An 18238-nucleotide genomic window follows, 5' to 3' on the forward strand; every position below is an offset into this window, starting at 1 on the left:
CTACGCGCGGGGGATCCGGCCCATCAGGTAGAACTCCGGATTGGGCATCATGCCGGCGACGCCGGCCATCCTGTTGCTCAGACCGAAGAAGGCGGTGACGGAGGCGATGTCCCAGGCGTCCTCGTCCGTGAAGCCGTGTGCGTGCAGAGCCTCGAAGTCCGCGTCGTCGATCTCGTATGCCCGCTCGTTGACCTTGGTGGCGAAGTCGAGCATCGCGCGCTGGCGCGCGGTGATGTCGGCGGTGCGGTAGTTGATCGCGACCTGATCGGCCACCGTCGGCTTCTTCTCGTAGATCCGCAGGATCGCCCCGTGCGCGACGACGCAGTACAGGCAGTTGTTGGCGGCGGAGATCGTCGTCACGATCATCTCGCGGTCGCCCTTGGTGAGGCCGGAGTCCTCGCGCAGCATGATCGCGTCGTGGTAGGCGAAGAAGGCCCGCCACTCGGCGGGACGTCGCGCGAAGGTGAGGAACACGTTGGGCACGAAGCCCGACTTCTCCTGCACCTCGAGCACGCGCGCGGCGATGTCCTCGGGCAGATCCTTCAGTTCCATGGCGGGAAAGCGCGTACTCACGGGGGCTCCTGGTCCGTCGGCAACGAGTCTCGAAGTTAATCGTTGTTAACCGAGTTGTCCAGATCCCCCAGCCGCCCCGGCTACCGGTCGAACCACGCCTGCGCGTCGAGCCGGACGTCCTGACCGTGCGTGACGGCGCGCAGGTCGACCTCGAGGCGCTCGAGCCGGTCCGCACCGAGCGTCCGCCCCCACTCCGCCCGCAGGTCGTCGAAGATCACCGCCGACCGCCGCAGGCAGTCGAGGCCCCGGTCGGTGAGCACGACGATCCGCGCCCGCGCGTCCGACGGATCCGGCTCGCGCCGAACGTAACCGAGACGCTCGAGCCGGTCGACGGTCTTGCCGGCGGCCTGCTTGGAGACGCCGAGGCGGCGTCCGATCTCGCTCGCCGACGCGCCGGTCGCTCCGACGGCCTGCATCGCGAACCCGTGGGCCGGACGCACGTCCGGGTGACCCTCCTCGGCCAGCCGGCGATGCAGCGCGTCGACGAGCGAGCGGAATCCGGCGAACAGGAGCAGGGGCAGCTCGTAGCCCGGGGTCGGGTCTTGCACATTTTCGACAACTCGGTTTACTATTTCGTCAACCACATTGTCTATCTTATCGGAGGCCGTCCCGTGTCCACAGCATTCCTCCACCATCGACCCGAGACTGCACCCCCGGCGTCGCGGGCCACCATGGAAGCGATCCGGCAGAAGTTCGGCTACGTGCCGGCAGCCGTGGCGCTCATGGCGGAATCCCCCGAACTGTTGTCCGCCTTCACCCGCGCCGGTGCGCTGTTCGAGCGCAGCAGCCTCGACGAACTCGAACGCGAGGTGCTCGTGCTGACGATCGCCACGCGCAACGAATGCCACGTCTGCGTCGCACTGCACACCGCCGTGCTGACGCGGATGGGTGCGCCGGGCAACCTCGTCGACGCCCTGCGGGCCGGCCGACCGCTCACCGATCCCCGACTCGAGGCCCTGCGGACATTCACCGTCGCCGTGCTCGACTCGGCGGGCGCGGTCCCGGCCGACCGGTGGGCCGCGTTCACCGCCGCCGGCTTCACCACCCGCCATGCACTCGACGTCGTCCTCGGCGTCGGCACCTTCACCCTCTCGACGCTCGCCAACCGCCTCACCGGTGCCGAACTGGACCCGCCGCTCGCTTCGTTCGCGTGGCACCCCGCACCGGCTCCGACGCCGACGGGCCGAATGTCACATTCGGTCGGTCAGATCGACGCGGTGTGACATTCGGCCCGTAAGTGTTCGGCCCGTGAGCCTTTCGGAGACGGTGAGATCAGACGAGAAGGGTCGCGGCCGTCGCGGCGACGACGTCGTCGACGCTCACGCCGGGCGCGGTCTCGACGAGCTTCAGGCCCTCGTCGGTGACGTCGATGACGGCCATGTCGGTGATGATCCGCTGGACGCAGCGCTTGCCGGTCAGCGGCAGGGTGCACTCGTCGAAGATCTTCGGTTCACCCTTCTTCGTGACGTGTTCCATCATCACGATGACGCGCTTGGCACCGTGGACGAGGTCCATCGCGCCGCCCATGCCCTTGACCATCGCGCCGGGGATCATCCAGTTGGCGATGTCGCCCTTCGCGGAGACCTGCATCGCGCCCAGGACGGCGACGTCGATCTGGCCGCCGCGGATCATCCCGAACGACTGCGCCGAATCGAAGAACGACGCGCCCGCAATGGTGGTGATGGTTTCCTTACCGGCGTTGATCAGTTCGGGATCGAGTTCGTCCTCGGTCGGGTACGGGCCGACGCCGAGCACGCCGTTCTCCGAGTGCAGGATGACCTCGACGCCCGGATCGAGGTAGTTGGGCACCAGGGTCGGCATGCCGATGCCGAGGTTGACGTACTGCCCGTCCGAGAGTTCCCGGGCCACACGCGCGGCCATCTGCTCGCGGGTCAGCTTCTTCACGGTGGTGGCGGTCTGGGTCATGAACGAACCGTCCGATTCTCGATGCCGACAGCGACAGGTCCGACGGGCACGACGCGCTGGACGTGGATGCCGGGGGTGTGGATCTCGTTGGGGTCGAGCTCGCCCGGTTCGACGAGGTGCTCGACCTGCGCGATGGTGATGCGGCCCGACGTGGCGGCGGGCGGGTTGAAGTTGCGGGCGCTCGCGCGATAGACGAGGTTGCCGTGCCGGTCGCCCTTCCAGGCGTGCACCAGGGCGTAGTCGGCGACGATTCCGCGCTCCATGACGTAGGTCTCGCCGTCGAACTCGCGGACCTCCTTCGGGGGCGACGCGACCGCGATGCCGCCGTTGCCGTCGTAGCGCAGCGGAAGCCCGCCCTCCTCGACCTGGGTGCCCACGCCGGCCGGGGTGAAGAACGCGGGGATGCCCGCGCCGCCGGCGCGCAGCCGCTCGGCGAGGGTGCCCTGCGGGGTCAGTTCCACCTCGAGCTCGCCGGAGAGGTACTGGCGGGCGAACTCCTTGTTGGAGCCGACGTAGGAGGAGATGGTGCGTCGGATGCGCCCCTTCTCCAGCAGTACGCCGAGGCCGAAGCCGTCGGTGCCGCAGTTGTTGCTGACCGTCTCGAGGTCGGTGGCGCCCTGGTCGAGCAGCGCAGTGATGAGGATTTCCGGGACGCCGACCAGGCCGAATCCGCCCACGGCGATGGTGACGCCGTTCGGGATGTCGGCTACGGCCTCGGCGGCGGTGGCAACGACTTTGTCCATGCCCTTACGATAGCGCCAGTCGTACGTAATGTGAACCCTCGTCCGTCATGCGAACCATTTCGATACTGTTTCAGTTTCGAATATTGATTCGTGCCGGGTGACCCACTAGCCTTGTACGCATAGCGTCCCTCCGTCCATATCGCGAACACGCGCCGAACACCGAGGTCTCATGCTTCATCTGCCGCCCCGCTTTGCGCGCCCCGACGGCGCACACCCGCCGCTGGACTTCCCCGACTACCGGACCACCGCGCTGCGCCGCCCGGCCCAGCCGCTGACGCTGATCCCGCAGCGCCTCGGCGAACTCACCGGACCCGTCTTCGGCGAGGACCGCGTGCAGGAGGGCGACGCCGACCTGACCCTCGCCCACGGCGGCGAGGCCGCCGGGCAGCGCATCATCGTGCACGGCCGGGTGCTCGACGGCGACGGCAAGCCCGTCCCGCACACGCTGCTCGAGGTGTGGCAGGCCAACGCCGCCGGCCGGTACCGGCACGTGAACGACAACTGGCCCGCCCCGCTCGACCCGCACTTCGACGGCGTCGGCCGGTGCGTCACCGACGCCCAGGGCAACTACCGGTTCACCACGATCAAGCCCGGCGCCTACCCGTGGCGCAACCACCACAACGCGTGGCGCCCCGCCCACATCCACTTCTCGCTGTTCGGCACGGCGTTCACCCAGCGGCTCGTCACCCAGATGTACTTCCCCGACGACCCGATGTTCTTCCAGGACCCGATCTACAACTCGGTGCCCGCCGAGGCACGGCACCGCATGGTCAGCGTCTTCGACTACGACGCCACCGTCGACAACTGGGCCCTCGGATTCCGTTTCGACATCGTCCTGCGCGGCCGCGAGGCCACCCCCTTCGAGAACGAGGAGGACGACGATGAGTGAGTTCGCTCCTCGTTACCCCGTCACCCCCGGCGACCAGAGCACGGCCACCTTCGGCCCCACGCCGTCGCAGACCGTCGGCCCGTACTGGAAGATCGGCCTCGACTGGGGCGCCGACGGTGAGAACGTCGTCCCCGCCGACACGCCCGGCCGGATCACCGTGCGGATCACCGTGATCGACGGTGACCGTACGCCGATCGCCGACGCGATGGTCGAGACCTGGCAGGCCGACGCCGACGGCCGGTTCGGCACCGACGGTTTCCGCGGCTTCGCCCGCAGCGCCGCCGACGAGACCGGCACCGCCACCGTCTACACGATCAAGCCCGGCGCCCACGAGTCCGACACGGACGCCGACGAGGCGCCGCACCTGAACGTCGGGATCTTCGCCCGCGGCATGCTCGATCGTCTCTGCACCCGCCTGTACTTCCCGGAGGATCTCGCCGCGCACGCGACCGACCCGGTGCTCGCCGCGCTGCCGGAAACGCAGCGGCGCAAGCTGATCGCCGAGAAGTCCGACGACGGGTACGTCTGGACCGTGTACGTTCAGGACCTCGATCCGAACGGTGTGGAGACGCCGTTCTTCGCGATCTAGACGGGAGCGTGTCTTGACCGTGCCGGCGCAGTCCGACCCCACCCGCGGTGCCCTCTTCGACCCCGTGTTCGGCGCCGCCGACCTCGCGCCGCTGCTGTCCGACCGCGCGTGGATCACCGCCCTGCTCGAGGTGGAGGTGGCGATCACCCGCGCCGCCGAGAAGCACGGTCGGGCGACCCCCGCCGATGTCGTCGCCGTCGCCGCCGCGGCCGACGACCTCGGCCGCGACCTGGACCCGGCCGAACTGGGCCGGCTCTCGGCGGCCGGGGGCAATCCGGTGATCCCGCTGGTGAAGATCCTGCGGGCGCGCGCGGACGCCCCCGCCGCCGCGGTGCACGTCGGGGCCACCAGCCAGGACGTCCTCGACTCCGCGCTGATGCTGCTCGCCCGCGAGGCCGGCCGGCGCGTCGTCGCCGAGCTGCGCGACGCCGCCGACGCCGCGGCGCACCTGGCCCGCCGGCACCGTGACACCCCGACGGTCGCCCGCACCCTCGGCCAGCAGGCGCTGCCCACCACGTTCGGCGCCCTCGCCGCGACGTGGCTCGTCGCACTCGACGACGCCACCTCCGAACTGGACCGCGCCCTCGGCGATCTGCCGGCCCAATACGGCGGAGCAGCAGGAACTCTCGCGGCCGTGCACCCCGACGGACTCGCGTTCGCGGACACCCTCGCCGACCTGCTCGGCCTCGCCCGGCCCCTCGTGCCGTGGCACACCGCCCGCACCCCGGTCACCCGGCTCGCGACGGCGCTCGGCGTCGCCGCCGGTGCTGTCGCCAAACCCGCCACCGACGTCGTGCTCATGGCCGCCACCGAAGTCGGCGAGGTGAGCGAGGACGCGCCCGGCGGTTCGTCGGCGATGCCGCACAAGCGCAACCCGGTCGCCGCGATCACCGCCCGTGCCGCCGCCCGCCGGGTACCCGGCCTGGTCGCGACCGTGCTCGCATCGACCGACCACGAATTCGCCCGCGCCGCGGGCGCGTGGCACGCCGAATGGGAGCCGCTCACCGACCTGTTGCGCCTGACCGGCGGTGCGGCACATCAGCTTTCGACCAGCCTCGGCGGACTGCACGTCCACCCGGACGCACTCGCCCGCAACCTCGACCGCACGGGCGGCGCGATCCTCGCCGAGAAGGTCACCGCCGCCCTGGCCCAGCACACCGACGAGGCCCGCGACATCGTCACCGCCGCCGCGCAGACCGGCACCCCCCTCGACCGCGACCCGGCGATCACCGGACACCTCGGTGCCGACCGGGTCCGCGCCCTGCTGGACCCCACCCGCTACCTCGGCCACGCCGGCGATCTCGTCGACCGTGCCCTCGCCCACCACGACCGGCTCCTCGGAGGACAAGCATGACAGTCACGCTCGACTACGAACAGTACGGCGACCCCGCGGCCCCGCCGGTCGTGCTGCTCGGCTCCCTCGGCTCCGACCGGTCGATGTGGACGCCGCAGATCACCGCGCTGTCCCCGATCGCGAACGTCGTCGCCGTCGACCACCGCGGGCACGGCAAGTCACCCGTCGTCGACGGGCCCTACACGGTGGCCGATCTCGGTGGCGACGTCGTCGCGCTCCTCGATTCCCTCGGCCTCGACTCGGTGCACTTCGTGGGCCTGTCGCTCGGCGGTGCCGTCGGCCAGTGGCTCGCCGCGCACCGTCCCGAGCGCATCCGCACCCTGACGCTGCTGTGCACGTCCGCCGCGTTCGCCCCGGCCCAGCCGTGGCTCGACCGCGCCGCGACCGTCCGCGCCGACGGGCTGGCATCGATCGCCGAGTCGATCGTCGGCCGCTGGTTCACCCCCGAACTCGCCGAACGCGACCCCGAACTCGTCGCACGGCACGTGCAGATGGTCTCCGGCACGAGCGACGAGGGATACGCCGCCTGCTGCGAGGCGCTCGCGACGTGGGACGGGCGCCCCGACCTGGCCCGCATCGTCGCGCCCACCCTCGTCGTCGCCGGCGAGCAGGATCCGGCCACCCCGCCGGCCACCATGCAGCTCATCGCCGACGGCATCGCCGGCGCCGACTTCCACGTCGTCGGCCCGGGCGCGCACCTGGCCAACGTCGAGCAGGCCGGCCGGATCACCGCCCTCATCCGCGAACACATCACCCGTGCGACGCCCGCCGGTGCGCAGCGCACCGCCGCGTTCGAGCAGGGCATGCGGGTGCGGCGCACGGTCCTCGGCGACGCCCACGTCGACCGGGCCGTGGCGTCGGCCACCGAGTTCACCCGGCCGTTCCAGGATTTCATCACCCGCACCGCGTGGGGCGATGTGTGGTCGCGGCCGGGCCTGGACCACCACACCCGCCGGCTGCTGACCCTGGCGATCCTCACCGCCGTCGGCAACGAACACGAACTCGACATGCACATCCGGGCCGCGCTGCGCGCCGGAGCCGACCCCGACGAGCTCGTGGAAGTATTCCTGCACACCGCGATCTACGCGGGAGTGCCGAACAGCAACCGGGCCTTCGCGCTCGGCCGGCAGGCACTCGCAGACGGCGAGGGGAGCACCACATGACGATGACCCACGGCGAACCGATCGCGGCGTCGCCGGACTACGTGCAGTCCCTCGCCCGCGGACTGTCCGTCATCAAGGCATTCGACGCCGAGCATCCGCGCCGCACCCTGAGCGAGGTCGCCAAGGCCACCGACCTGACCCGGGCCACCGCGCGACGGTTCCTGCTCACCCTGGTCGAGCTCGGATACGTACGTACGGACGGCTCCCAGTTCTGGCTGACGCCGCGCGTGCTCGAACTCGGCTACAGCTACCTGTCGAGTCTGACGCTGCCGGACGTCGCCCGCCCGCACCTCGAGGCGCTCGCCCAGAAGGTGCACGAGTCGACGTCGGTGTCCGTGCTCGACGGCGGCGACGTCGTGTACGTCGCGCGGGTGCCGGTCAGCCGCATCATGACCGTCTCCATCACCATCGGCACCCGCTTCCCGGCGCACGCCACGTCGATGGGCCGGGTGCTGCTGGCCGGCCTGTCCCCCGCCGACCTCGACGCCTACCTCGCCACCGCGACGCTCGAGCCCCTCACGTCGCGGACCCTCGTCACTCCCGCCGACCTGCGCGCCGAGCTCGACCGGATCCGGCGGGACGGCTACTGCATCGTCGACCAGGAGCTCGAGGAGGGCCTGCGGTCGCTGGCCGCACCCATCCGCGACGCCTCGGGTGCCGTCGTCGCGGCCGTGAACATCTCCACCCAGGCCGCCCGCTACAGCCTCGACGCCGTCCACAGCGACCTCGTGCCCGCTGTGGTCGACACCGCGGCGGCGATCTCGTCCGACCTCGCCCGGACCCAGAACCACTGACCCCGATTCCCCGACAAGGAAGTGCCATGCGCGACGTCGTGATCTGCGAACCCCTCCGTACCCCCGTCGGCCGCTTCGGCGGCGTCCTGAAGGACGTCGCGCCGGAAGACTTGGCCGCCACCGTGATCCGCGAGCTCGTCACCCGCACCGGCCTCGCCGGCACGGACGTCGACGACGTGATCCTCGGTCAGGCCTCGCCCAACGGCGAAGCTCCCGCGCTGGGCCGCGTCGCCGCATTGAACGCCGGTCTGGGCGTCGAGGTTCCGGGACTGCAGGTCGACCGGCGCTGCGGCTCCGGGCTGCAGGCGATCCTGCAGGCCGTCATGCAGGTCCAGTCCGGCGGCAGCGACCTGATCCTCGCCGGTGGCGCCGAGTCGATGAGCCAGGCCGAGTTCTACGCCACCGGCATGCGGTGGGGCGTCAAGGGCGAGGCCGTGGCCCTGTCCGACCGGCTGGCCCGCGCGCGGGTCACCGCCGGCGGCCGCGACTTCCCGGTGCCCGGCGGCATGATCGAGACGGCGGAGAACCTGCGCGCCGAGTTCTCCCTCAGCCGGGCGGACCAGGACGCCCTGGCGGTGCAGTCGCACCAGCGGGCCGTCGCCGCGCAGAAGAACGGCGTCTTCGCGCAGGAGATCGTTCCCGTGTCGGTGCCGCAGCGCAAGGGTGAACCGCTCGTCGTCGACACCGACGAGCACCCCCGCGCCGACACCAGCATCGAATCGCTCGCCACGCTGCGCCCGATCCGGGCCAGGATCGACCCGGAGTCGACCGTCACCGCCGGCAACGCCAGCGGCCAGAACGACGGTGCGGCCGTCGCGATCGTCACCACCGCCGAGAAGGCGGCCCAGCTGGGACTGCGTCCGCTGGCCCGGCTCGCGAGCTGGGCGGTGGCGGGAGTGCCGCCGCGCACCATGGGCATCGGCCCGGTGCCGGCCACCGAGAAGGCCCTCGGCCGGCTCGGCCTGACCCTGGCCGACATGGACGTGATCGAGCTCAACGAGGCGTTCGCCGCGCAGACCCTCGCCGTGACCCGCAGCTGGGGCCTCGAGCCCGACGACACCCGCCTGAACCCCAACGGCTCCGGCATCTCCCTCGGCCATCCGGTCGGCGCGACCGGCGGCCGCATCCTCGCGACCCTGCTGCGCGAACTGGACCGTCGCGGGGGGCGCTACGGCCTCGAGACGATGTGCATCGGCGGCGGCCAGGGCCTGGCCGCGGTGTTCGAGAAGGCGGCGTAGCCGCCGGTGTGTCCTTTGGGCTGCCAGGGCAGCCCAAAGGACACACCGGCCGCGTCAGCGGCGGGCGGGCACGACGGCGGGTTCCGTCTTCGAGAGCGTGTTCGGCGCGGTGATCCGGCCGAGCACCGCGATGAGGACCAGGGCGGCCAGGACCGGGACGCAGGCGACGAGGACGATGGTGCCGGTGGGGACGCCGAGGCCGATCAGTGCGCCGCCCAGGACGGGCCCGACCACGGAGCCGAGCCGGCCCATCGACGCCGACCAGCCCACCGCCGTCGTCGCGGTGGCCTGCGGATACATCGAGACCGACAGTGCGGTCTGGCCGATCATGCCCGCCTGGACGCCGAGCCCCACTCCACCGAAGACGATCAGCAGCAGCACCTTGTCGGCGCCGAGGAACGCGGACACGACGAGGAAGACGATCGCCAGCGACGTCGTGACCACGAGCACCGACGACATCCGGAACCGCAGCGCGCCGATCATCAGGACCGCCGCGCCGACGATGCTGCCGATACCGAGCGCCGCCGACCCCAGCGGCGCGAGGCTCGCCGAGAACCCGTAGCTCGTCAGCAGCGTCGGCAGCCACGACGAGAAGACGTAGTACACGGTGAACATCAGGAACGAGAAGCCCCACAGCAGCAGCGTGCGGCTGCGCAGACCGGGGTCGAACAGGCGCGCGACGGAGGCCTGCCGCACCGCCGACGTCGTGGCCTCCGGTGCGGGCCCACCGGCGGCGGCGCGGCCGTCGGGCAGTCCGATCCACAGCAGCGGCAGCAGGACGGCGGATGCGGCGGCGCCGGCGAGGAACACCGACTCCCAGCCGAACGCGGCGATCAGGCGCGTGCCGACCAGGCCGGCGAGCAGCGCACCGAGCGAGATGCCCATCGTGACGAACACCGCGATGGACTGCCGCAGCCGGGGCGGGTTGAGCACCGTCGCATGCGACACGGCGGCGGGCAGCACCGCGCCGAGACCGAGTCCGGTGAGCACCCGCAGGGCCGTCAGTTCGGTGATCGTCGACGCGAACGCGGTCAGCAGCGAACCGACGGTGAACACCACCACGGCCGTCAGCACGACGCGGCGGGCACCGAACCGGGCGACGAGCCGGCCGCAGGCGAGGTAGCCGAGCGCGACGCCGGCGCTGGTCAGCGACAGCGCGGGAGTGAAGTGGGACGGGGCGACGCCCCAGTCCCTCGCGAGTGCCGGGACCGACAGGCCCAGGGCGATCGTGTCGTAGCCGTCGAGGACGACGGCGACGAAGGTCAGGACGAGGACCAGCCAGTTGGGCGAGTCCTCGTCGGTTCGGGTGAGGGACGGTGTGCTGTCGGTTCCGCGCATGATGGCGTCCTCGGGTCGGTCGATGCCCTGCCACGGGCGTCGAAACGGAAGATTACGCGTCCGCCGTCGCGGGCGCTGAGATGATGCCCTGTGCCTCGACCTCGACGCCGAGGCCGGCCTCGACCAGGGCCGACACCTCGACCAGGGTCGAGCACGGGAAGTCGCCGTGGAACACCTCGGCCCGGGCCCGCCCGACGGCGGCCTTGTCCGCGATGTCCGTGACGTAGATGCGCAGGGCGAGGATGTCGTCGACCTGCGCGCCGCAGGCTTCGACCAGGACGCGGGTGCGCCGGAACGCCTCCCGCGCCTGCCGGTAGACGTCGCCGCCGCCGACGGGACCGTCGGGGGTGCCGGCGTGCATGCCGGAGACGAAGAAGTGCCGGCCGACGACGCGGGCGTTGCTGAACATGCCCGGCCGCGGGGGTTCCGGGACGGACGGGTGGCCGACGCGGCTCATCGGACCACCCGTGCGTCGGATTCGCGGGTCAACCGCTCGCGTACCGGCACGAAGTCGTAGGTCGGGTAGCACTCGGTGCGGAACACGCCCCACGCGCGACGCTCGAGTTCGACGTTGACGGCGGCCAGCCGCTCGGCGGGCAGCCGCAGGGTCACGATCTGGCCGATCCCCATCGCGACGACCCACGAGACGACCTCGCACCCCTCGGGCGGGAACCCGTGCCACCAGTCCGCGTCGTCGAGCCGGCCCTGCAACTGTTCGAGGTTCCGGCTCTGGTCGTGCCGCAGGACGACGGTGAGCATCAGGGTCCCGCCGCTCATGCCGGCACACCCGCGAGCACGGCCGCCTGCTGCTTCGCGTCGGCCCGGTAGATCCGGCGGATCCGGGAGACACCGAGGTCGTGCTGGTAGAGGTGTTCCTCGACGTCGGCGTCCGCAGCCAGCGCCTCGAGGACGGCGCGGTCCTGTTCGAGGACCTCCCAGTGCCGTTCCTCGAGCCGGGTCCGGTACAGGAATCGCCACGCCTCCCGTTCCCAGCCCGATACCCGCCGGGTGCGCCAGTGGAAGATGGCGGAGTGGTCCCGGTCGATCGGGGTGCACATCCCGACGATGCCGAAGACCCCGCCGGGACCGGCGTTGGGGGCGTACGGGATCTCGAGGTCCACGTAGTCCATCGATCCGCGCACGAATTCCACCCAGTCGAAGTTCACGCCGCGCTGGTCGGTCTTCTCGAAGAAGAACCCGCGGCCGGTCTCGCGGATCCGGAACCGCGCCGACGTGTCGCCGCCGAACATCGAGTGCGAATTGCGGTGCAGGAACGCCCCGTGCATCGGATCGAGCACGTTGTCCATGTAGAACCGCCACGGCCCGGCCCACTCCGCGTAGTTCGGGAACCACGACACCTCGTCGTCCGCGAGCCGGTCCGGCAGCACGAACGGGGTGGGCACGGAGTCGTGGGTCAGGGGCACGAACGCGAAGATCGTGTCGGCGGCTTCGACCACCGACAGCGACGCGGTCGCGCGTTTGCCCTCGAGCGCGCATCCGGGCATGCCGGGCACGGAGACGACGGTGCCGGTGCCGTCGACCTGCACGCCGTGGTACAGGCAGGCGACGCGGTCACCGAGGTGCTGGCCGACGGACAGCGGCGCGCTGCGGTGCGGGCACCGGTCCTCGAGCATGTGGACTGCGCCCCGCGCGTCGCGGAACAGCAGCCAGTCCACGCCGAGGCGGGTGACCTTGATCATGGCGCCCGGTTCGACCATGCGCGACGGGAGGATCGGGTACCAGCGGTCGCGCAGGCCGGTCGCGGCGATCTCGTCGGCGTCCATCGGCCGGCGGGTGCCGACGGCGAATCGGGGTCCGGTCGGGCGCGAGCCCCCGGTGGTGGTGTGTGTGGTCTCGAAGGTGGTCATGTCATCTCCCCAGTCGTCGCATCTCGGCGCGGAAGGTGTCCTCGGTCCAGGGCCGGCCGTCGGGGCCGTGCAGCCCCAGGCCGTTGAGTCCCTCGACGACACCGGGCAGGTCGTGGGTGCCGGTCCCGAAGATCTCCATCAGGGAACCGGCGAGCTTGTCCTCGTAGGGGGTCAGCGGATCGGGATGGGTCTGTCGGGGTTCCAGGTACGGTTCGGCGGATCGTGCCGTCGCGGTGCGGTTCACGCGAGAACTCCTTCGATGTGGGGGGTGGGGGCGGCGAGCCCGGAGCGGTAGCGGGCGGCGAGTCCCTCGGCGATGGCGGCGAAGGCGCTCGCCCATTCGGCGAACGACTCGGGCCGCGTGAGGTGGACGGGCGCCGGACATCCGTCGACGACGACGAAGACTCCGTTGTCGATCTCGCCGGCGAGGCGCTGCGGTACGGACAAATCGGTGTCGTCGCCGAGCGCGGAGGCCACCACCAGGGTGGGGACGGTGATCCGGCCGAGGACGCCGGCGACGGTGTCGACGTCGAGCACGGGATCGGCGAGGATCAGGCTGCGCAGCAGGGATTCGTGACGGCCCGCCGCGCGCAGGGCGGGTTCGGCATCGGCACCCGCGGCGCACAGGTGCACCGCGCGGCCGTCGCGCAACGCCGTCTCGGCCTGCCCGCCGGCCCACCAGAGCGCCTCGGCCGGCGAGTTCATCGCGCACCTCCCGTCGGCACGTGCACCGGTGGGACGAACGGTCCGGGCGGGGGGTCGAGGGCGGTCACGTCGACCTCGACGAGGGCGGGCCGGCGCGCCGCGACCGCCTCGGCCAATGCGGCCTCGAAGACGCCGGGCCGCTGCACGAGGGTGTACGGCATGCCCATCGACGCGGCGAGCAGATCGAACCGCGGCGTGTGCAGGTCCACCCCGGACCGACAGAAACCGTTGGCCTCCTGCATGTTCCGGAGAACGCCGTAGCCGCCGTCGTTGAACACCAGCACGACGCACCACGCGTCGGTGCCGGCGAGCGAGGCGAGCTCGCCGAGGTGCACGGCCAGACCGCCGTCCCCGGCCATCACGACCGTCGGCACGTCCCGGCGGGCCTGGGCCGCACCGAGTCCCATGGCCAGGCCCTGCCCGATGCCGCCGCCGAGCGGGAAGATGTTGGTCTCCCGCTCGTAGAACGGCAGCAGACGGTTGCCCCACTGGCTGGACGGGATCGTCACGTCGCGGGCGACCACGGACCGACGGGGCAGCACGCGGCGCATGCCCTCGCAGATCTCGGCGTAGCCGCCGATGTACTCGGTGAGTGCGGCCCGGCTGCGCTCGCGCACCGTTCGGACCCGGGCCGCCCAGTCGTCGCGCCGGCCGGCGCCGTCGAGCGCGTCGAGGATGCCGCGCAGTGCCGTGCGGGCGTCGGCGACGATGCCGACCGTGGCCGGATACACCCGGCCGATCGCGGCGGGATCGACGTCGATCTGCACCTGGGTCGCCGGCAGTGCGAGGTGGTAGCTCTTGGTCTCGTTGGACCGGAAGTGGGTTCCGACGGCGAGCAGGACGTCGGCGTCGGCGAGGAGCCCCGCGACCTCGGGGGAGGCCGCGAAGTTCCCGACGACGAGGTCGTCGTCCTCGGACACGATGCCCCGTCCGGAGTTGCTGGTGAGAATCCCGGCCCCGAGCCGGTGCGCGAGGGCACGCAGTTCGTCGCCGGCGCCGGCGGCACCCCCACCGAGCCACAGCAGCGGCCGCTCGGCGGAGGCGAGCACCGCGGCGGCGCGGTCCAGCGCAGCGGCGTTGGGGGCCGGTGGCCGTGCGATCCGGGTATCGGCCGCCCGCTGCTCGTCCGGCGACGCCAGATACTGCAGGTCGGTGGGCCATTCGACACTCGCCGGCCCCTGCGGTGCCGACAGGATGCGGCCGATCGCGGCCTCGAGTTCCGCCTCGGCGTCCTTGGCGTCGGTGATCGTCGCCGCGTAGGCGGACACGGCGTCGAGCATCTGCCGTTGCCGGGGGAATTCGTGGATCACGCCGCGGCTCGACGAGGCCGGTTCGGGCGTGAGGAATTCGCTTTCGATCTGGCCGGTCACGTGCAGGACGCGGCTGCCGGCGGTGAGCGCCTCTATCATCGATCCGGCGGCGTTGCCGGCGCCGGTTCCGGTGCTCGTCAGTGCCACGCCGATGCGGCCCGAGGCGCGGGCGTACCCGTCCGCGGCGTTGACCGCCGCGGCCTCGTGCCGCACCTCGACGAAGTTCAGGTCGCGGGCGACGGCCTCGACGAGGGGCAGGTTGTGGATGCTGACGACGCCGAACGCGGTGTCGATGCCGTGCCGGCGCATGACCGACACGAGGACGTCGCCGCCGGTGGCGCGCCGACCCGGCGCGGATGAGGGAGTGTCCATGTTTCCTCCGATGCAGATGACCACTGGCGGGTCAGACGTAGCGTCCGACTCCGCCGCCGACGTCGACGGTCGCGCCGGTCACGTAGCTGTTGCGGGGTGAGAGCAGGGTGGTGACGGGGAAGGCGACCTCGTCCGCAGTTCCGAAGCGGCCCAGTCCGATTCCGCGGGCGGCGGCGATCTCGGCGCTCCACTCGTCGAAGTCGCGGCCGGCGCCGGATTCGGCGTGCCGGCGCTGCCACTGGCCGGTGTCGACGAGGCCGAGCAGCACCGAGTTGACGCGGATGCCGTCGGGGGCGAGTTCCCCGGACAGGGACTGCGCCAGGTTGAGCAGTCCGGCACGGGCGGCCGAGGTGACGGCGAGCCGCAGTTCGGGTTGCCGCGCGAGGATCGCGTTGACGATCACCACGGAGGCCGCATCGGACTTCGCGAGCGCCGGCCGGGCCACGCGGATCAGATGCAGCGCGCCGAAGATCTTGAGCTCGAACTCGTCCCGGATCTGCTCGTCGGTGGTGTCGGTGAGTGTCGACATCAGCGAGCGCCCGGCGTTGCACACCACTCCGTCGATGCCGCCGAACCGGTCGACGACCGCATCGGCGAAGGCCTGCACGGAGTTCCGGTCGGTGACATCGCACGCGGCGGTCAGGACGTCGGCCGGGTCGGCCGCCAGGGTGGCGGCGGCGCGGCGCAGGCGTGCGAGGTCGCGGGCGCAGAGTGCGACGCGGGCGCCTTCGGCGGCGAGCATCCGGGCGGTGGCGAGGCCGACCCCGGAACTCGCGCCGGTGACGATCACCGTGCGTCCGGTGAGGTGCAGGTCCATGGGTTCTCCGTGGGTTCGGGTGCTCGCCGGGCGAGCAGGTCAGTTCAGGACGAATCCGCCGTCGACGACGACGGTCTGGCCGGTGACGAAGGCGGCGTCCTCCGAGAGGAGGAACCGGACGACCCCGGCGACGTCCTCGGGGGTCTGGTCGCGCGGGAGGGCGCGGCCCTGCGCGTAGGTGGCGTAGCGGGCGGCGGGAACGGACTCGGTGGCCTCGACCCGGACGAGCCCGGGGGCGACGGCGTTGACCCGCACCCCGTGGGGGCCGGCGTCCCGGGCCATCGAACGGGTCATCGCGACGACTGCGCCCTTGGAGGCGACGTAGTGGACGAGCCGCGGTGATCCGTAGAACGCCACGTCGGATGCCATGTTCACGATCGCGCCGCCGGCGGCGGCGAGCAGCGGCCACAGGTGTTTGGTCACGAGCCAGGTGCCGCGCACGTTGACCGAGGTGATCCGGTCGAACTCGGGTTCGGGCAGTTCCCAGAAGGCGTCCCCGCCGACACCGTCGGCGACGGCGGCGTTGTTGACCAGGCCCACCAGCGGCCCCTCCTCGGCGACGCGCACCGCCAGAGCGCGCACGGACGCGGCGTCCGCGATGTCCGTGACCACCGCGATCGCCTCGCCGCCGCGGTCGCGCAGGGCGGTGGCGGCGGCTTCGGCGTTCGCCGCGTTGCGCTCGGCGATCACCACGCGCCGTCCCTCGGCGCACAGCCGTTCGGCGATGCAGTAGCCGAGTCCGCGCCCGGCACCGGTCACCACGACGGTTCCGCTCATCACGCCACCTCTTCCCAGAATCGGACGAGTGCGCCGGCGACCAAACGGGGCTGCTCCTGGATCGCGGCGTGACCCGCACCGGTGACGACGGTGAGCCGCGCCCCGGGAATGGCGTCCGCCAGGAGTTGCGACTCGGCGACGCCGGTGACGCGGTCGTGCTCACCGACCACCACGAGGGTGGGGACGGCCAGCGTGTGCAGGATCGGCCCGTGGTCGGTCGACGCCATGCATTCGGCGGCGGCCGCGTACCCGGCGGGGCGGACGGCCGCCATGTCGGCGGCGACGCGAGCCCGCACGTGCTCGGCCGCGTCCGGTGCGGTCAGTTTCGGTGCGCGTTCGGCCGCGAAGCGCTCGGGGCCGGCGGCGCGCAGCGCCGGGACGCGGTCGCGCATGGCGGCGGCGCGGGCGGGTGACGTGCCCGAGCCCCGGGTGCTGTCGGCGAGGACGAGCGTGCGGACCCGGCCGGGCCGGCGGCGCGCGACCTCGAGCGCGACGACACCACCCCAGGACGTTCCGACGAGGTGAACGGGCCGGTCCGGGTCGATGTCGTCGAGGACGGTCAGGACGTCCCCCGCGTGGTCGTGGTGGACGCCGGCCGGGTCGGCGGAGCGACCGTACCCCGCGGCATCGAGCCGGTAGGTCGCATGTCCGCGGGCCGCGAGTTCCGCCGCGAGCGGTGCACAGGAGTTCGCGTTCCCGCCGATGCCGTGCAGCATCAGCACCGGATCTCCCGTCCCGAGACGCTCGACGTGCAGGTGCGCGGGGGTCACGACAGCGCCCCGGCCGCGACGGCGGCCCCGTAGAAGTAGCCGGCGTCGCGGGCCTCGACACGGTCGCGGTGCCCCGGGTCGGGGCTGCCCGCCATGGCGGAACGCACGGTCGTGGTGGGCGGTCCGGCCGTCCCCCACTGGTCGGACAGTTCCGGGGTGCGCTTCCAGGTGCGGCACAGCCAGGCGTCCTCGTCGATCTGGGCGACCTCGGAGGTGTACTCGCACACCAGGCCTGCCGGGTCGGTGAAGTAGGAGAAGGTGTTGTCGCCGGGACCGTGCCGGCCCGGGCCCCACTGCGGCGCGATGCCGTGGGCCTTCAGGCTGCCGATGCCGCGCATGAAGTGATCGAGGCTCTGCATCTCGTACGCCACGTGGTTGAGTGAGGGCCACGGCGCCCGGTTGAGCGCGATGACGTGGTGGTCGGAGTTGCAGCGGAGGAAGGACATCTGCCGCTCCGACCAGTCGGAGACCCGCATGCCGAGCACCTGGGTGTAGAAGGCGGTGGTGCGTTCGATGTCGGTCGTGTTGAGCACGACGTGGGCGATCTTGCGGGGAACGGCGCGGCGTCCCGCCGGTTCCTGCTCGGTGACGGCGTGGGTATCGGCCGACAGCTCGAGGCAGCGTCCCTCCGGATCGACCAGTTGCAGCCCGTAGCCGCCGCCGGAGTCGTCGAGGGGGCCCGGTGTGCGCAGCATCGGGATGCCGAGCCGGTCGAGGGCCAGTGCGGCGTCGTCGATCTCACGCGGGGTGGCGACGGCGAGGCTGATGCGCCCGAGGGCGTTGGTCTCCCCCCGTTCGACCGTCAGCACGTGGTGCTCGGGGCCGGTGGCGCGCAACCAGAATCGATCCCCGTCGGCCTCGACGGTCGTCAGCCCCCAGGCCTCGTGGTAGAAGTCCCGCGAGGCGGCCGGATCCGGCACCGACAGGGTGACCGAGCGCAGGGCGCGCAGCCGGCAGACGGGCGAGTCGCTGTAGCGCGGAAGTTGGTGGTGATACATGCGTTCCGGTTCCC

22 protein-coding genes are annotated in these 18238 nt (G+C 71.9%); 7 read left to right on the forward strand and 15 right to left on the reverse strand.

All coding sequences use genetic code 11. The features are described from left to right. Together RR3_RS03395 and RR3_RS03400 are read right to left on the reverse strand one after the other, a co-directional pair. Positions 1–552, reverse strand: a complete 552-nt coding sequence (locus RR3_RS03395) for a peroxidase-related enzyme (protein WP_017679747.1) — start codon at positions 550–552, stop codon at positions 1–3. Positions 553–653: 101 nt separating this feature from the next. Beyond that, on the reverse strand, positions 654–1121 hold the full coding sequence (locus tag RR3_RS03400; protein WP_010595726.1) for a MarR family winged helix-turn-helix transcriptional regulator: 468 nt from the start codon (positions 1119–1121) through the stop codon (positions 654–656). Between the two features lie 63 nt (positions 1122–1184). Between RR3_RS03400 and RR3_RS03405 the strand changes: the two genes are divergently transcribed. After that, positions 1185–1796: a carboxymuconolactone decarboxylase family protein gene (locus tag RR3_RS03405; RefSeq protein ID WP_026137541.1), complete on the forward strand. Its 612-nt coding sequence runs from the start codon at positions 1185–1187 to the stop codon at positions 1794–1796. A 49-nt stretch (positions 1797–1845) separates the two neighbouring features. On the opposite strand, the gene RR3_RS03410 is transcribed toward RR3_RS03405, so the two are convergent. Together RR3_RS03410 and RR3_RS03415 are read right to left on the reverse strand one after the other, a co-directional pair. Then, complete coding sequence (locus RR3_RS03410; protein WP_010595728.1) at positions 1846–2499, reverse strand: CoA transferase subunit B; 654 nt, start codon at positions 2497–2499, stop codon at positions 1846–1848. Beyond that, positions 2496–3242: a CoA transferase subunit A gene (locus RR3_RS03415; protein WP_017679748.1), complete on the reverse strand. Its 747-nt coding sequence runs from the start codon at positions 3240–3242 to the stop codon at positions 2496–2498. The genes RR3_RS03410 and RR3_RS03415 overlap by 4 nt, the downstream gene beginning before the upstream one ends. Before the next feature lie 169 nt (positions 3243–3411). On the opposite strand from RR3_RS03415, the gene pcaH reads away from it, so the two are divergent. The 6 genes from pcaH to RR3_RS03445 are packed head-to-tail and all read left to right on the forward strand — an operon-like array spanning position 3412 to position 9269. Beyond that, positions 3412–4131, forward strand: a complete 720-nt coding sequence (pcaH, locus tag RR3_RS03420) for a protocatechuate 3,4-dioxygenase subunit beta (RefSeq protein WP_017679749.1) — start codon at positions 3412–3414, stop codon at positions 4129–4131. After that, positions 4124–4720 carry a protocatechuate 3,4-dioxygenase subunit alpha gene (gene pcaG, locus RR3_RS03425; protein WP_010595731.1) on the forward strand — a complete coding sequence of 199 codons (597 nt, stop codon included), beginning with the start codon at positions 4124–4126 and terminating at the stop codon, positions 4718–4720. The genes pcaH and pcaG overlap by 8 nt, the downstream gene beginning before the upstream one ends. A 13-nt stretch (positions 4721–4733) precedes the next feature. Then, a complete protein-coding gene (locus tag RR3_RS03430) occupies positions 4734–6074 on the forward strand; it encodes a lyase family protein (protein ID WP_010595732.1) in 1341 nt (446 codons plus the stop codon). Further along, positions 6071–7237 (forward strand): bifunctional 3-oxoadipate enol-lactonase/4-carboxymuconolactone decarboxylase PcaDC, encoded by a 1167-nt coding sequence (gene pcaDC / locus RR3_RS03435; protein ID WP_064065624.1) that lies wholly within the window; start codon positions 6071–6073, stop codon positions 7235–7237. The genes RR3_RS03430 and pcaDC overlap by 4 nt, the downstream gene beginning before the upstream one ends. 2 nt (positions 7238–7239) lie before the next feature. After that, positions 7240–8031 (forward strand): IclR family transcriptional regulator, encoded by a 792-nt coding sequence (locus RR3_RS03440; protein WP_371851024.1) that lies wholly within the window; start codon positions 7240–7242, stop codon positions 8029–8031. A gap of 26 nt (positions 8032–8057) precedes the next feature. Next, entirely contained in the window at positions 8058–9269 is a 1212-nt protein-coding gene (locus RR3_RS03445; protein ID WP_064065623.1) for an acetyl-CoA C-acetyltransferase, read from the forward strand. A gap of 54 nt (positions 9270–9323) precedes the next feature. On the opposite strand, the gene RR3_RS03450 is transcribed toward RR3_RS03445, so the two are convergent. From RR3_RS03450 to RR3_RS03500, 11 genes are read right to left on the reverse strand one after another with little or no spacing between them, the layout of a single operon-like run. Continuing rightward, complete coding sequence (locus RR3_RS03450) at positions 9324–10607, reverse strand: MFS transporter (RefSeq protein WP_064065622.1); 1284 nt, start codon at positions 10605–10607, stop codon at positions 9324–9326. A gap of 52 nt (positions 10608–10659) precedes the next feature. After that, positions 10660–11064, reverse strand: a complete 405-nt coding sequence (locus tag RR3_RS03455) for a RidA family protein (protein ID WP_026137542.1) — start codon at positions 11062–11064, stop codon at positions 10660–10662. Next, the gene (locus RR3_RS03460; RefSeq protein ID WP_017679754.1) at positions 11061–11384 is read right to left on the reverse strand and encodes a hypothetical protein; all 324 of its coding nucleotides are present in this window, start codon (positions 11382–11384) and stop codon (positions 11061–11063) included. Before RR3_RS03460 ends, RR3_RS03455 begins: the two co-directional genes overlap by 4 nt. Further along, a complete protein-coding gene (locus RR3_RS03465; protein WP_010595740.1) occupies positions 11381–12475 on the reverse strand; it encodes a Rieske 2Fe-2S domain-containing protein in 1095 nt (364 codons plus the stop codon). Before RR3_RS03465 ends, RR3_RS03460 begins: the two co-directional genes overlap by 4 nt. Before the next feature lies 1 nt (position 12476). Continuing rightward, a complete protein-coding gene (locus RR3_RS03470) occupies positions 12477–12719 on the reverse strand; it encodes a recombinase-like helix-turn-helix domain-containing protein (protein WP_003934497.1) in 243 nt (80 codons plus the stop codon). After that, the gene (locus tag RR3_RS03475) at positions 12716–13180 is read right to left on the reverse strand and encodes an alpha/beta fold hydrolase (protein ID WP_010595741.1); all 465 of its coding nucleotides are present in this window, start codon (positions 13178–13180) and stop codon (positions 12716–12718) included. Before RR3_RS03475 ends, RR3_RS03470 begins: the two co-directional genes overlap by 4 nt. Beyond that, entirely contained in the window at positions 13177–14862 is a 1686-nt protein-coding gene (locus tag RR3_RS03480; protein WP_040270996.1) for a thiamine pyrophosphate-binding protein, read from the reverse strand. The genes RR3_RS03475 and RR3_RS03480 overlap by 4 nt, the downstream gene beginning before the upstream one ends. 31 nt (positions 14863–14893) lie before the next feature. Next, entirely contained in the window at positions 14894–15679 is a 786-nt protein-coding gene (locus tag RR3_RS03485) for an SDR family oxidoreductase (protein WP_010595743.1), read from the reverse strand. A gap of 39 nt (positions 15680–15718) precedes the next feature. Then, positions 15719–16456: an SDR family oxidoreductase gene (locus tag RR3_RS03490; RefSeq protein ID WP_017679757.1), complete on the reverse strand. Its 738-nt coding sequence runs from the start codon at positions 16454–16456 to the stop codon at positions 15719–15721. Further along, on the reverse strand, positions 16456–17226 hold the full coding sequence (locus RR3_RS03495; RefSeq protein WP_017679758.1) for an alpha/beta fold hydrolase: 771 nt from the start codon (positions 17224–17226) through the stop codon (positions 16456–16458). The genes RR3_RS03490 and RR3_RS03495 overlap by 1 nt, the downstream gene beginning before the upstream one ends. Further along, positions 17223–18224 (reverse strand): VOC family protein, encoded by a 1002-nt coding sequence (locus RR3_RS03500; RefSeq protein ID WP_017679759.1) that lies wholly within the window; start codon positions 18222–18224, stop codon positions 17223–17225. Before RR3_RS03500 ends, RR3_RS03495 begins: the two co-directional genes overlap by 4 nt. Positions 18225–18238 lie beyond the last annotated feature (14 nt).

Origin of the sequence: Rhodococcus ruber NBRC 15591, from assembly GCF_001894945.1 — a bacterium.
Classification (GTDB): Bacteria; Actinomycetota; Actinomycetes; order Mycobacteriales; family Mycobacteriaceae; genus Rhodococcus; species Rhodococcus ruber.